This is a genomic window from Janthinobacterium sp. EB271-G4-3-2 (assembly GCF_020858035.1).
GTDB classification, from domain to species: Bacteria; Pseudomonadota; Gammaproteobacteria; order Burkholderiales; family Burkholderiaceae_D; genus Janthinobacterium; species Janthinobacterium aestuarii.
The window spans coordinates 162,911-175,738 of the sequence record NZ_JACYMG010000004.1; the positions used below are offsets into that span (position 1 = coordinate 162,911).

Here is a 12,828-nt window from a genome sequence, read left to right on the forward strand (position 1 = left end):
AACTAGCGGCGCTTGTCCTTGCCCCTTTCCAGCCCCGCCTTCAATATCGTCTTCCACTTGGCGCGCGCGGCGATGCGCTCAAGCGGCGTCTCCTCGCTGCGGCGCGCGTCCCGCAGCAGCTTGTGATAATTGCGCAGGCGGTCCCCATCGACGGCGCCACGCACGGCGCAACCAGGCTCGCTGGCATGCCGGCAATCGCGGAACTGGCACGCCGCCGCCAGCGCCGCGATGTCGTCAAAGGTGGCGGCCAAGGTTTGCGCATCGGCATCGGCGCGCCAGCTGCGCAGGCCCGGCGTGTCGATGATGCACGCGCCGCTGGCGCACAGGTGCAGCGAGCGGGCCGTCGTCGTGTGGCGGCCGCGCCCGTCGCCATGGCGCACGCCGTTGGTTGCCTGCTCCACCGCGCACAAGGTATTGGTCAGGCTGGACTTGCCGGCACCCGATGAACCGAGCAGCACCAAAGTCTGGCCTGCACTCAACCAGGGTTCCAGGATGGCCACGTCGTACGCATGGCGCGTATCGATGGCAAACAGCGGCACATGGGGCGGCAGGCGCTGTCTGAGCTGCGCCAGCTTGCCCGGCACGTCGTCGGCCACGTCGGCCTTGCTCAGCACCACCACGGGCGCCACTTGCGCCGCCAGCACGATGGCCAGATAGCGCTCCAGGCGGCGCGGATTGAAATCCTCGTCCAGTCCCATCACCAGCAGGGCCGTATCGACATTGCTGGCAAGCAGTTGGCGCCGGCCGTCATTGCCGCGCCGCGTAATCTGCGTGACTGGGGATAAGTGCGCCGTTATCCACAGCGTGCCGCGACCATCGTGTTCGGCGGCGACCCAGTCGCCGACGGCAAGGATGGTCTCCTGCGCCTGCAGTTCGTGCAGCAGGCGCGGCAGGACCTGCGCCGGGTGTTCCAGGAGGCCATCGTGCACAATGATGCTGTCGCGGTGCACGGCGCAAACGCGCATCAGCTGCGCGGCGGGGGAAGAGATGTCGAGCTGGGTGGCTGCGCTGGCGATGGCCTGCTGCAGCCCGATAAGGCGTAGTTGTGCAAAATCGAATGCGATCATGGTAGCGTGATTCCAAATTCTGTCGTCCGCATGCGGACGTGTAGCCTGCGCGTGCAGGCACCGCCAGTCGCGATGACTGGCACGAAAGAAGGGGAAGTCGGCTACGCGATCAGCGTATGGGGAATTGCGGGCTAAAAATCTTAGCGGGGAAAAACGGTGATCAGGCAGCCGACAGCACGGCAGTATCCGAATGGCGCATGTTGTCTACTCCTGTTGTGTGATGGAAAACATCAGTGTGCCAGCGGCCTGCGCCGCCGTCAACAGAGGGTGTGGCTCAGCTGCACATGCCGTAAGCCTGGCGCTCGGGGAAATAGCGGTAGGTAAACGTGCGCACCGGGTAGCGCTTGCCGCCGACCAGCATGTCGGGCATCGACAGATCGAAACGCTGCGGCAGCTGGCGCGGTAGTTGCAATCGCAGGCGCCACTGGGTCTCCTTGCTGTTGCCGACGGCGGAGAACATGATGGGCAGCTGCTCGATGACGTCGACGATCTCCGCCTTCTGGTTCATGCCGCGCTGGTAAATGGTGAGTATCTTGGCTTGCGCAAAGGGCTGCTGTTTCGGTTCTTCCAGCAGGAAGGACAGGCGCGTAAAACTCGCTTGCGTACCGACGGGCAAGGTAAAGATCAGCGCCAGCTCCGTGCCGCCTTCCTTCAGGGTGACGGGCGGCGTGGCGTAGATGCTGATACCGCGCGGCAGCTCGAAACGCGAGCCCTCCGTCCACGTCTTGCACTCGGGCGTGGTGGCCTGGTACAGGCTGGGCGCCGTGTAGTCATCGCAGGCGGAAACCAGCAGCAGCAGGGGCAGGGCAAGGAGGGCGGAACGGCGCATGGGAGTCACGGTTGGAGGAATGAGCCGACAGTGTAAGCGATCCCCACGCGATCCACCAGCGGCGCCAGGCCTACCCGGGCGGGGCGCGCCGCACGGATTGGAGCTGGCAATGCGCGGCCTGCAGCGCCTCCTTGATGATGTCCAGCGCCAGTTGCGGCCGCGCCGCGCCGCACATGAAGATGTCGACGGCGGCAAAGCCGCATTCCGGCCAGGTGTGAATGGAGATGTGCGATTCGGCCAGCAGCAGCACGCCCGTGACGCCCTGGCCCGGGCCAAAGCTGTGGAAATGGCCGTGCAGCACCTGCGCGCCGGCCGCGATGGCGGCGTCGCGCAGCAGACGCTCGAGCGCGGCGCCGTCGCGCAGGCGTTCCGGCGTGATGCCCGACAGGTCGGCCAGCAGATGGGTGCCCAAGGGCAGATGCGGTGTGGACGCCATGCTTATTTGTGGCTCCCGCCGCTGGAACCGCCGCCATAGCTGCCGCCGCCGCTGCCCGTGCGCGAACTCCAGCTGCTGCCGCTGCTGCTGCCGGCCACCTTGAACATGCGCACCCAGTTGGTGGCCGTGACACTGAAGGTCACCATCAGGGCATAGATCACGTATTTACTCATGGGGGATTCTTTGCATTCTTGTCGAGAAAAGCGGCGGGCAGGAACAGCGCCAGGCAGCCCAGCAAACTCCACATCAAGGTGCTGGAGAATGAGACGAACATCGGGATCGCGTTCAATACCAGCACGATGACGATGAAGACCTTGGCGATGCCGCGGTGACTGAGCTGGATATTCCGCACCTGGTCGCCGCCATGGAAGGCGGCGCCGAACCAGGCGGCCATCTGGTCGTAGGCGACGGGCACGGAGCGCGACCAGGTCATTTCCTCGCCGGTGATCTCGGCCGCTAGTTTGGTCTGTCCCTGTTCGAATTCATGCACATGCGTGCTGTCGCCGACGGCCACCTTCCAGTTGAAGGCGCCCGCTGCATACACGACCTGCGAGCCGTAGTCATACAGTTTGCGGTAGGTGGCGCCATCGAGCGTGCAGGTATCGGCGTCCAGCGACGCCCAGTTGGGCCAGTTCGGCAGCACGTTCGAGCGCGACCAGCCATCGTCCGTCTCCACCAGCCAGAAGAAGCCGGCGCGCGCGTTGTACAGCAGGTATTCGTTCCACTCGCTGCCTTCGTCGTCGGCGCGGCGCATCATGCCGATCACCGTGAAGTCCACATTGCTGATCTTCGCGCTGGCGCCCAGTTCCAGGGAGATGTCGGCGTTGTCGTGCACCTGCTTGCCGATGGCCAGCACCTGCGCTTCCGGGCCGCTGGCGTCGAGCTGCGCGTGGCAGGCGGGACACACGAGCTGCGCCGCCGCGCCGGGCACATACTGAATGCCGCTGCCGCAGGAGGGGCAGTCGAGCGCATCGAGCTTGCCGCGGTACTTGCCGGCGCTTTTGGCGATGGCGTCGTCGTCGCGCAGCAGCTGGCACTGCAAGCCATCCAGGGTGACGGCGACGCCCTGGTAGACGACCGGTTGCGGGCCATCCGTGTAGTCGAGCGTGACAAAGCTCGCGTAGTTGCGGAAGTCTGCCACCTGGATGCGCCAGCCGGCGCCCACCTTGAAGGGCAATTCACCCTGGCCGGCGATGCATTCGGCGTTGCGGATCTCGGCCGCCGTGTACGGCTCGCCGCAGATCGTGTAGCGTTTGCCCGGCGCCAGCTCGCCAAAGGCGGGTAAGGTATCTTGCGTGCTGCGCTCGCGCGTCAGGGTGTACAGGCCGGAGGAGTCGCCCAGCCACGCCGTGCTGGCGTCATCGAACAGCAGATACCACTCGTTCCACGTGCCGGCGCTGTAGCGCTGCTGGATGCGGCCGACGACGGTGAAGTGCACGCCGTCGTGCACGCCGGCCGTGCCGATCTGGATCGGCGTATAGTCTTCCAGGACGGCCGACATCTTGCCCACGTCCCTGACGGCATCGGCGTCCTTGAGGATGGTGCTGTGGCAGTACTCGCACACGGCGAGCACGGAAGCGTGCGAGCGGAAGCGGACTTCCGCGCCGCAGCTGGGACAGGAAACAGTTTGCATGCAGTCGTATTTCGCTCTAATCAGCCGATCAGTTTTTTCAGCAGTTCGGCCTTGGCGCCATCGTAGTCGGCCGGCGAAATGAGTCCCTTGTCCAATAAACCCTTGAGTTTTTCCAGGCGCGCCTCGACCGGTTCTTCCGCGGGTGCGGGTGGCGTCGCCGGAGCGGGTGCCGGGGCGGGCTGCTGCAGCGCACCGCCCATGCTTTGCGCCATCACCTGGCCGATCGACAGCCCGGCGCCGAGGCCCGCGCCGATGCCGGCCATGCCGCCTTCGTTCTGCGCCGCCAGCGGGATCGCGTTGGCCACCTGGAATTTGGTGTAGCCGCTCATCTTGTCGGCGCCCAGGCCGCCCTTCATGCCGGCCGAGATGCGCTCGTCGAGCGCCGCCTGCAATTCCTCGGGCAGGCTGATGCTGGCCACGTTGAATTCATCGAGGCCCACGCCATAGCGGGCAAACGCCTGCGCCAGGCCATCCTTGACTTCCTGCGCCATCAGCGCCTGGTTGGCCGCCATGTCGAGGAAGGGGACGTTCGCGCCGCCCAGCGAGCTGGCCATGCTCGACATCAGAATGCCGCGCAACTGGTCTTCCACCTCGTCGCGCGTATAGACTTCGCGCGTGCCGCTGATTTCGGTGAAGAAGGTGCGGGCGTCGGCGATGCGGTACGAATACATGCCGAAGGCGCGCACGCGGATCATGTCGAAATCCTTGTCGCGGATGGTGATCGGCTGCGGCGTGCCCCACTTGCGGCCGGTCTGCACGCGCGTGCTGAAGTAATACACGTCCGACTTGAAGGGCGAATCGAACAGCTTGTCCCAGTTTTTCAGGTTGGTCAGCAGCGGCAAGGTTTGCGTCGTCAGCTTGTGCGTGCCGGGACCGAAAACGTCGGCGATCTTGCCTTCATTGACGAAGACGGCGATCTGCGATTCGCGCACATTCAGGATGGCGCCGTTCTGGATCTCGAAATCCTGCATGGGGAAGCGCCAGGCCAGCACGCCTTCCGTCTCTTCGTTCCACTGCAGTACGTCGATAAACTGCTTCTTGATAAAGCTGCCGAGGCTCATGATGAATGTCCTTGAAAAAGATAAAGCGGTGTCAGGAAATGCAGGCGGCGTTGATGGCGCCGATCGACAGGGCAATGGCGCCCAGCAGGCCGCCGAAAGCGCTGTTGTTCGATTCGATCTGGTCCTTCGACATGCGCAGCAAACGCGTGGTCACCACATAGGCGAGCAATTGCACCACCATGGCGCCGAAGGCCCAGGCGAAGAATTGCTGGTAGTCGGCAGTGTGCATCAGTGACGAGGCGATGGTGGCGGAAAAGCCCAGCAGCGCGCCGCCCAGCGACAGGGCCGCCGCCTGGTTGCCCTGGCGGATCAGCAGCACTTCGTTATACGGCGTGACGCGCGTGTAGATGATAAAAAAGGCAATCAGCAGCGCGGCGGCCAGTATAAGATGGATCAGATAGTTTAGGATGGCGGGCACGGCTTTCCTCGCAATGAGTATTTGATAACGTCAACGCATATTAGAACAAAAAAAAGTCCAATGAACAAAAAGATTCTGATTTTGTCCGTCTTCGTGGTCGCCTCCTGCGGCCTCGCGTATGAACTGATCGCCGGCGCCATGTCCAGCTACCTGCTCGGCGATTCCATCCTGCAGTTTTCCACCATTATCGGCTGCTACCTGTTTGCCATGGGCGTAGGCGCTCACTTTTCCAAGTACGTGAAGGACGACGACGTGCTCTCGCGCTTCGTCGACATCGAACTGGCCGTGGGCCTGATCGGCGGCCTGTCGGCCGCCATCCTGTTCATGACGTTTTCGTGGATGGCGGCGCCATTTCGCACCTTATTGTATGTGATGGTGTTCCTGATCGGCGCACTGGTCGGCATGGAAGTGCCGCTGGTGATGCGTGCCCTGAACACGCGCCAGACGGAATTTTCCGAACTGGTCAGCCGCGTGCTCACCTTCGATTACCTGGGTGCGCTGGCCGTTTCCCTGCTGTTCCCGCTGGTGCTGTCACCGCATCTGGGCCTGGTGCGCACGGGCTTTTTGTTCGGCATGCTCAACGTGGGCGTGGGCCTTTGGAGCATCTATGTCTTCCGCGCGGAACTGAAGAACCTCACGGGCCGCTTGCTGCGCGCCTGCGCCGTGATGCTGCTGCTGATCGCCGGCTTTGCCATGTCCGACCGCATGGTGGCCTGGGGCGAGCACGGCCTGTTCGGCGACCAGATCGTGTATTCCACCACCACGCCCTACCAGCGCCTGGTGATCACGCGCTGGAAGGACGATACGCGGCTGTACATCAACGGCAACCTGCAGTTTTCCTCGCGCGACGAGTACCGCTACCACGAGGCGCTGGTGCACCCCGTGCTCGAAGCGCTGCCGTGGGCGCGCCGCGTGCTGGTGCTGGGCGGCGGCGATGGCCTGGCCCTGCGCGAAATCCTCCGTTATCCCCACATCGAACATGTCACCGTGGTCGACCTCGACCCCGCCATGACGGCCGCGTTCACCACGCGCCCGGAATTGGCGAAGCTGAATAACAATTCGTTCTCGGACAAGCGCGTCACCGTCGTCAATGCCGATGCCGCCGTCTGGCTGCGCAATAACGGCGACATGTTCGATGCGGCCATTGTCGATTTCCCCGATCCGTCCAGCTTCGCGCTCGGCAAACTGTATTCGGTGCCGTTCTACGACCTGGTGAAAAAGCACCTGGCGGCCAAGGGCTTGATGGTGGTGCAATCGACGTCGCCGTTCTTTGCCCCGCACGCCTACTGGACCATCAATTCGACCCTGCGCGAAGTGGGCATGCGCACCTGGCCCTATCACGCCTACGTGCCCTCGTTCGGCGAATGGGGTTTTATCCTCGCCTCGCCGCAGTTCGACTACACACCGCCGACGAAATACCGCCTGCCCATGCGCTACCTGAATGCGGACACCACGCGCGAAATGTTCATCTTCCCGCCCGACATGCAGCCGCTGCCGATGGCGCCGAATCGCCTCAACACCCAGTCGCTCGTGCATGAATTCGAGCAGGACTGGAACCGGGTGATCCGCTGATGCAGCGCCGCTCCTTCATGCTGTGGGCCGCCGGCGGCACGGCGGCCGCCGCCGCTGGCATCGGCAGCATCGCCGCGTATCTGCGCTGGCAGGAAATCACGCCCAGGGTGCTGTACCCGGGCCGCAGCGAGGGCCATTATTTGCGTGAGCTGCTGCGCGAGCGCAAGGCGCTGCCGGCGCCCTCGGCAACCATCACCACAGACGTGGCCATCCTCGGCTCGGGCATCGCCGGTCTGACGGCCGCCTGGCGGCTGAATAAACTGGGGCACAAGGATTTCCTCATGGTCGACGGCCCCCAGCCCTACGGCAACGCGGCCGGCGGCCATTTCGGCGACCTCGCTTATCCCACGGGTGGCCATTATTTGCCGCTGCCTTCGCCCGAATCGACGCATGTGCGAGAGATATTGTTCGACCTGGGCATCATCGAGCGCGATCCGCAGGCGGAAAAGCCCACTTACGACGAGCGCTACATCCTGCATGCGCCGGAGGAGCGCTTGCTGTTCAACGGCCAGTGGCAGGACGGCTTCATTCCCACCGAAGGCATCTCCGCCGATGAACTGGCGCAGCACGAGCGCTTCTTTGCCGAGGTGCGGCGTTTGCGCCAGGCGCATGGCAACGATGGCAAGCGCGTCTTCGTTTTTCCTACCATGGAATCGTCGCAAGACCCGGCCTGGCAGGCGCTCGATACCATCACCTTGAAACAGTGGATGGAACGCGAAGGCTATACCTCGCCCACCTTGCACTGGTATTTGAATTACTGCTGCCGCGACGACTACGGCACGCGCTACGACCAGGTCTCGGCCTGGGCCGGCCTGCATTACTACTGCAGCCGCTGGGGCCAGGCGGCCAACGCGGGCAATGGCGCCTGGCTGACCTGGCCGGGCGGCATGCAACCGGTCGCCACGGCCATGGAACAGGCGTCCAAGGTCCAGCGCCACGCGGGCACGGTGGTTTCCCTCACGACGACGGCCAACGGCGTGGAAGCGCTGTGCCTGGAACTGGTCGACGGCCAGCCGCGCACCTACCTGGTCAAGGCGCGCAAGGCCATCTGCGCCATGCCGTTGTATGTGGCGGCGCGCGTGGTGAAGAACATCGCCGATTATGGCTTCGACGCGCAGCGCCATACGCCCACGTATGCGCCATGGCTGGTGGCGAATTTTTTACTTAAACGCTTTCCCGACGAACTGCCGCATGCGCCCCTGTGCTGGGACAACGTGGTGTACCAGGAGCCGGGCCTCGGCTATGTCGTCTCCACGCACCAGGACATCCGCGTGCGCCCGCCCGAGAAAACCGTCTTCAGCGCCTACGTGGCCCTGTCCGACCGCACACCGCGGCAAGCGCGCAAATGGCTCGATACGGCCAGCCCCGAAGAATTGCTGGCGCTGGCCAGCGTCGATTTGAAGACGGCGTATGGACGCGATTTTGCCAATTGCGTCGAACGGGTCGACATCACCGTGCGCGGCCACGCCATGGCGGCACCGTTGCCGGGATTTCGCAGCAATGCGGGGCTGAAAGCGCTGCGCGAGCACGACGGCGCCATCCTGTTCGCGCATGCCGATCTGTCGGGCTTTTCCGTGTTTGAAGAAGCGGCGTGGTGGGGCGACCGTGCGGCGCGCTTAGCCGCCGCATAAAAAAGGCCGGCGCAAGCGCCGGCCAGAGCCCCCTAAGGCTCGAACCGGTCTACTTGTTCTTGTTGATGACGTCGATGAAGACGGCCGCCAGCAGCACCAGGCCTTTGATCACTTGCTGGTAGTCGATGCCGATGCCCATGATGGACATGCCGTTGTTCATCACGCCCATGATGAAGGCGCCGATGACGGCACCCATCACTTTGCCCACGCCGCCCGAGGCCGAGGCGCCGCCGATGAAGCAGGCAGCGATCACGTCCAGCTCGAAACCCGTACCGGCCTTCGGTGTGGCCGTGTTCAGGCGCGCCGCGAAGATCAGACCGGCCAGCGCGGCCAGCATGCCCATGTTGACGAAGGTGTAGAAGCTGACCCGTTCCGTCTTGATGCCGGACAGGCGCGCCGCCTTTTCGTTGCCGCCCACGGCGTACACGCGGCGGCCCAGCACGGTGCGGTTGGTGATGAAGGTGTAGGCGACGATGAGCAGCGACATGACGGCCAGCACGTTGGGAAAGCCGCGGTACGACGCCAGCAGATAGCTGAAATACACCATCACGGCGGCGAAGACCGCGTTTTTCAGCAGGAAGAAGGCGCGCGGCTCGTTTTCCATGCCGTGTTTCAGTTGCTTGGCGCGGCTGCGCAGCGAGGTGACGATCAGCGCCGCGGCGGCGATCACGCCCAGCAGCAGCGACAGGCCGCGCAGGTTTTCGCCGCCGAACGGGTCGGGCAGGAAGCCGGAGCTGAGCATCTGGAAGCCTTCCGGGAAGGGGCCGACCGACTGGCCAGCCAGCAGTGCCAGGGTCAGGCCCTTGAACACCAGCATGCCGGCCAGGGTGACGATGAAGGACGGGATCTTGAAGAAGGCGACGAAATAGCCTTGCGCGCCGCCGATGACGGCGCCGGCCAGCAGGCAGAGGATGCTGGCGGCGACAAAATTCATGTTGTAGTTGACGATCAGGACGGCCGCCAGCGCGCCGACGAATCCGACCACGGAGCCGACGGACAAATCGATATGGCCGGCCACGATGACCATCAGCATGCCCAGCGCCATGATGACGATGTAGCTGTTTTGCAGCACCAGGTTGGTCAGGTTCAGCGGCTGCATCAGGGTGCCGTCCGTCATGTACTGGAAAAAGCCCATGATGACGATCAGCGAGAGCAGCATGCCGTAGTCGCGCATATTGTTCTTCAAAAAGCCGGCATAGCTTTTCGCTTGCGGCGCGGCCGCTGGCGCTGCTGCTGCCGGCGCGCCTGCTGTCAATTTATTGTCCATTGTTTTCTCCGTGTGTAACGATCGCGCGCATGATTCGCTCCTGCGATGCTTCTGCCGCGCTCAATTCTGCCGCGAAGCGGCCTTCGTTCATGACATAGATCCGGTCGCACATGCCTAGCAATTCCGGCATTTCCGACGAGATCATGATGATGCATTTGCCTTCGGCTGCCAGGTCGCTGATGATGCTGTAGATCTCGTACTTGGCGCCCACGTCGATGCCGCGGCTCGGTTCATCGAGGATCAGCACGTCGGGGCGCGAAAACAGCCACTTCGCCAGCACCACTTTCTGCTGGTTGCCGCCGGACAGATTGACCACCTTCTGCGCCACGCTCGAGCAACGTGTCTTGAGCTTGCGGCGGAAATCCTCGGCCACGCTGAATTCACGCTGCTCGTCGATCACCATGTGCCTGGAAATCGCATCGAGGTTGGCCAGGCTGGTGTTCTTCTGGATGTCTTCCTCGAGGATCAGGCCCAGGCCCTTGCGGTCTTCCGTGACATACGCGAGGCCGTGCGCGATCGCCTTGCCGATGGTGCTGACGTCGATTTCCTGGCCATTCTTGAGCACCGTGCCGCTGATGCGCTGACCGTAGGCGCGGCCGAAAATGCTCATCGCCAGTTCCGTGCGCCCGGAGCCCATCAAGCCGGCGATGCCGATGATCTCTCCCTTTTTCGCATGCATGTTGATGCCCTTGATGACGGGACGGTCGGCATGCTCGGGATGGAAGACGCGCCAGTCGCGTACTTCGAAAATGGTCTCGCCTATCGTCGGCGTGCGCGGCGGATAGCGGTCCGCCATTTCGCGTCCGACCATTTTTTCGATGATGCGGTCTTCGCTGACGGGCTCCACGCGGCAGTCGAAACTGTCGACCGTGTTCCCGTCGCGCAGCACCGTGATGGCATCGGCGACTCTTGAAATTTCATTGAGCTTGTGCGAGATCAGGATCGAGGCGATGCCTTGCGCTTTCAGGCCCAGCAGCAGGTCGAGCAGGGCCGCGCTGTCGCTTTCGTTCAGGCTGGCCGTCGGCTCGTCGAGGATCAAGAGCTTGACGTCCTTGCACAGCGCCTTGGCGATTTCGATCAGCTGCTGCTTGCCCACGCCCAGGTTGGTGATCAGGGTGTCAGGGGACTCTTTCAAGCCGACTTTGTGCAGCAGTTCGCGCGTCTTCGCTTGCGCGTATTCCCAGTCGATGACGCCCATGCTGGACGGTTCGTTGCCGAGGAAGATATTCTCGGCGATCGACAGCTGGGGCACCAGCGCCAGTTCCTGGTGGATGATGATGATGCCGATTTCTTCGCTGTCCTTGATGCCGCGGAAGTGCCGCGTCTGGCCCAGGTAATCGATGTCGCCCGTATAGCTGCCATGGCCGTAGACGCCACTGAGCACTTTCATCAGGGTCGATTTGCCGGCGCCGTTTTCGCCGACGATGGCGTGGATCTCGCCGCTGCGTACCCGCAGGTTGACATTGTCGAGCGCAACGACGCCCGGGAATGTTTTGCGTATCCCGCGCATTTCCAGGATAGTGTTCGTCATATAACCTCTCTGGCACGGCCGCGCTGGTCGGCATCGGTCGTGCGGCAGTCTTGTTCTTGATAGTGCGTGAAGCGAAAGGCCCGGCAGGGCCGGGCCTTCAGTACCTTGGATGCTTATTTCACTTGCGCTTCCGTGTAGTAGCCGCTGCCGGTGACGAGCACCTGCTTCCAGTTCGCCTTGTCGACGGTGACCGGTTTCAACAGGTAGGACGGCACGACTTTCACGCCGTTGTTATAGGTTTTCGTATCGTTGACGGTCGGCGTCTTGCCGCTCATCATCGCGTCGACCATGTTGGCCGTGACCTTGGCCAGTTCGCGCGTGTCCTTGAACACGGTCGATGCCTGTTCGCCGCGGATGATCGATTTCACCGACGGGATTTCCGCATCCTGGCCCGTCACCACCGGGAACGGCTGCTTCGGCGTGCCGTAGCCGACGCCCTTGAGCGAGGACAGGATGCCGATGCTCAAGCCGTCATATGGCGACAGCACGGCGTCGACGCGGGCATTGCCGTAGTAGGCGCTGAGCAGGTTGTCCATGCGCGCTTGCGCCACGGCGCCGTCCCAGCGCAGGGTGGCGACCTTTTCCATGCCCATCTGCTTCGAGCGCACCACCAGCTTGCCGCTGTCGATGTACGGTTTCAGCACCGACAGCGCGCCGTTGTAGAAGAAGTGCGCGTTGTTGTCGTCGGCCGAGCCGCCGAACAGTTCGATATTGAACGGGCCCTTGCCTTCCTTGAGTTTCAGCGCCGATTCGATGTAGCCCGCTTGCAGCACGCCGACCTGGAAGTTGTCGAAGGTGGCGTAGTAATCGATGTTTTTCGTGCCGCGGATCAAACGGTCATACGAGATGACCTTGATGCCCTTGTCGGCCGCTTTTTGCAGCACGTTCGACAGGGTGGTGCCGTCGATGGCGGCGATCACCAGCACCTTGGCGCCCTTGGTGATCATGTTTTCCACCTGCGCCAGCTGGTTCGGGATATCGTCGTCGGCAAACTGCAAGTCCGTCTTGTAGCCGCGCTCCTTGAATACCTTGACCATGTTGTCGCCGTCGGCGATCCAGCGCATGGACGATTTGGTCGGCATCGAGATGCCGATCGCGCCCTTGTCTGCGGCGCTTGCCACGGGCATTACCGCCATGCCGGAGATGGCCAGCGCCAGGCTCGCGGTCAGCATTTTCATTGTTGTTTTCATTTCAGGTCTCCACCGTCTTCGATAGTTGAATGTGCCAGGGCCGTCGTCCAGTGGGCGGGCTCCGTGCGAATGGCCGACTGCAGGCCACGGCTGATACTAGTTTGTCCATCCATCCCTCACCAATCACTTTTTTCGCATTGCTGATATCCAAAACGATATCGATGGGTCAATTGATGCAATGCGCCATGGCACG

At 62.9% G+C, this 12,828-nt stretch carries 12 protein-coding genes; 2 read left to right on the plus strand and 10 right to left on the minus strand.

The annotated features are described in order from the left end of the window. Positions 1-2: 2 nt before the first annotated feature. The 7 genes from rsgA to IGS55_RS11010 all read right to left on the minus strand — a co-directional run bounded on the left by rsgA (position 3) and on the right by IGS55_RS11010 (position 5,444). Positions 3-1,067, minus strand: coding sequence for a ribosome small subunit-dependent GTPase A (rsgA, locus tag IGS55_RS10980; protein ID WP_230516905.1), 1,065 nt, complete (start codon positions 1,065-1,067; stop codon positions 3-5). 274 nt (positions 1,068-1,341) lie between these two features. Continuing rightward, complete coding sequence (locus IGS55_RS10985) at positions 1,342-1,896, minus strand: hypothetical protein (RefSeq protein WP_230516906.1); 555 nt, start codon at positions 1,894-1,896, stop codon at positions 1,342-1,344. A 70-nt stretch (positions 1,897-1,966) separates the two neighbouring features. Beyond that, entirely contained in the window at positions 1,967-2,332 is a 366-nt protein-coding gene (speD, locus tag IGS55_RS10990) for an adenosylmethionine decarboxylase (RefSeq protein ID WP_230516907.1), read from the minus strand. 2 nt (positions 2,333-2,334) lie between these two features. Then, the gene (locus IGS55_RS10995) at positions 2,335-2,505 is read right to left on the minus strand and encodes a hypothetical protein (RefSeq protein WP_230516908.1); all 171 of its coding nucleotides are present in this window, start codon (positions 2,503-2,505) and stop codon (positions 2,335-2,337) included. Then, complete coding sequence (locus IGS55_RS11000) at positions 2,502-3,965, minus strand: DUF4178 domain-containing protein (protein WP_230516909.1); 1,464 nt, start codon at positions 3,963-3,965, stop codon at positions 2,502-2,504. Before IGS55_RS11000 ends, IGS55_RS10995 begins: the two co-directional genes overlap by 4 nt. A gap of 20 nt (positions 3,966-3,985) precedes the next feature. After that, entirely contained in the window at positions 3,986-5,026 is a 1,041-nt protein-coding gene (locus tag IGS55_RS11005) for an SPFH domain-containing protein (RefSeq protein WP_230516910.1), read from the minus strand. A 31-nt stretch (positions 5,027-5,057) separates the two neighbouring features. Next, complete coding sequence (locus IGS55_RS11010) at positions 5,058-5,444, minus strand: DUF350 domain-containing protein (RefSeq protein ID WP_070303236.1); 387 nt, start codon at positions 5,442-5,444, stop codon at positions 5,058-5,060. A gap of 60 nt (positions 5,445-5,504) precedes the next feature. On the opposite strand from IGS55_RS11010, the gene IGS55_RS11015 reads away from it, so the two are divergent. Continuing rightward, positions 5,505-7,016: a polyamine aminopropyltransferase gene (locus IGS55_RS11015; RefSeq protein WP_230516911.1), complete on the plus strand. Its 1,512-nt coding sequence runs from the start codon at positions 5,505-5,507 to the stop codon at positions 7,014-7,016. Continuing rightward, positions 7,016-8,647: an NAD(P)-binding protein gene (locus IGS55_RS11020; RefSeq protein WP_230516912.1), complete on the plus strand. Its 1,632-nt coding sequence runs from the start codon at positions 7,016-7,018 to the stop codon at positions 8,645-8,647. Before IGS55_RS11015 ends, IGS55_RS11020 begins: the two co-directional genes overlap by 1 nt. Positions 8,648-8,696: 49 nt before the next feature. Here IGS55_RS11020 and mmsB read toward each other — a convergent pair whose 3' ends face one another. The 3 genes from mmsB to chvE all read right to left on the minus strand — a co-directional run bounded on the left by mmsB (position 8,697) and on the right by chvE (position 12,581). Continuing rightward, positions 8,697-9,914 carry a multiple monosaccharide ABC transporter permease gene (mmsB, locus tag IGS55_RS11025; protein WP_230516913.1) on the minus strand — a complete coding sequence of 406 codons (1,218 nt, stop codon included), beginning with the start codon at positions 9,912-9,914 and terminating at the stop codon, positions 8,697-8,699. Then, the gene (gene mmsA, locus IGS55_RS11030) at positions 9,904-11,445 is read right to left on the minus strand and encodes a multiple monosaccharide ABC transporter ATP-binding protein (RefSeq protein ID WP_230516914.1); all 1,542 of its coding nucleotides are present in this window, start codon (positions 11,443-11,445) and stop codon (positions 9,904-9,906) included. The genes mmsB and mmsA overlap by 11 nt, the downstream gene beginning before the upstream one ends. Positions 11,446-11,558: 113 nt before the next feature. Next, the gene (chvE, locus tag IGS55_RS11035) at positions 11,559-12,581 is read right to left on the minus strand and encodes a multiple monosaccharide ABC transporter substrate-binding protein (protein ID WP_223278970.1); all 1,023 of its coding nucleotides are present in this window, start codon (positions 12,579-12,581) and stop codon (positions 11,559-11,561) included. Positions 12,582-12,828: the final 247 nt, after the last annotated feature.

Coding starts and splice junctions, on each gene's coding strand:
- rsgA (WP_230516905.1), bottom strand. CDS start 1,067: ATGATCGCATTCGATTTTGCACAACTACGCCTTATCGGGCTGCAGCAG.
- IGS55_RS10985 (WP_230516906.1), bottom strand. CDS start 1,896: ATGCGCCGTTCCGCCCTCCTTGCCCTGCCCCTGCTGCTGCTGGTTTCC.
- speD (WP_230516907.1), bottom strand. CDS start 2,332: ATGGCGTCCACACCGCATCTGCCCTTGGGCACCCATCTGCTGGCCGAC.
- IGS55_RS10995 (WP_230516908.1), bottom strand. CDS start 2,505: ATGAGTAAATACGTGATCTATGCCCTGATGGTGACCTTCAGTGTCACG.
- IGS55_RS11000 (WP_230516909.1), bottom strand. CDS start 3,965: ATGCAAACTGTTTCCTGTCCCAGCTGCGGCGCGGAAGTCCGCTTCCGC.
- IGS55_RS11005 (WP_230516910.1), bottom strand. CDS start 5,026: ATGAGCCTCGGCAGCTTTATCAAGAAGCAGTTTATCGACGTACTGCAG.
- IGS55_RS11015 (WP_230516911.1), top strand. CDS start 5,505: ATGAACAAAAAGATTCTGATTTTGTCCGTCTTCGTGGTCGCCTCCTGC.
- IGS55_RS11020 (WP_230516912.1), top strand. CDS start 7,016: ATGCAGCGCCGCTCCTTCATGCTGTGGGCCGCCGGCGGCACGGCGGCC.
- mmsB (WP_230516913.1), bottom strand. CDS start 9,914: ATGGACAATAAATTGACAGCAGGCGCGCCGGCAGCAGCAGCGCCAGCG.
- mmsA (WP_230516914.1), bottom strand. CDS start 11,445: ATGACGAACACTATCCTGGAAATGCGCGGGATACGCAAAACATTCCCG.
- chvE (WP_223278970.1), bottom strand. CDS start 12,581: ATGGCGGTAATGCCCGTGGCAAGCGCCGCAGACAAGGGCGCGATCGGC.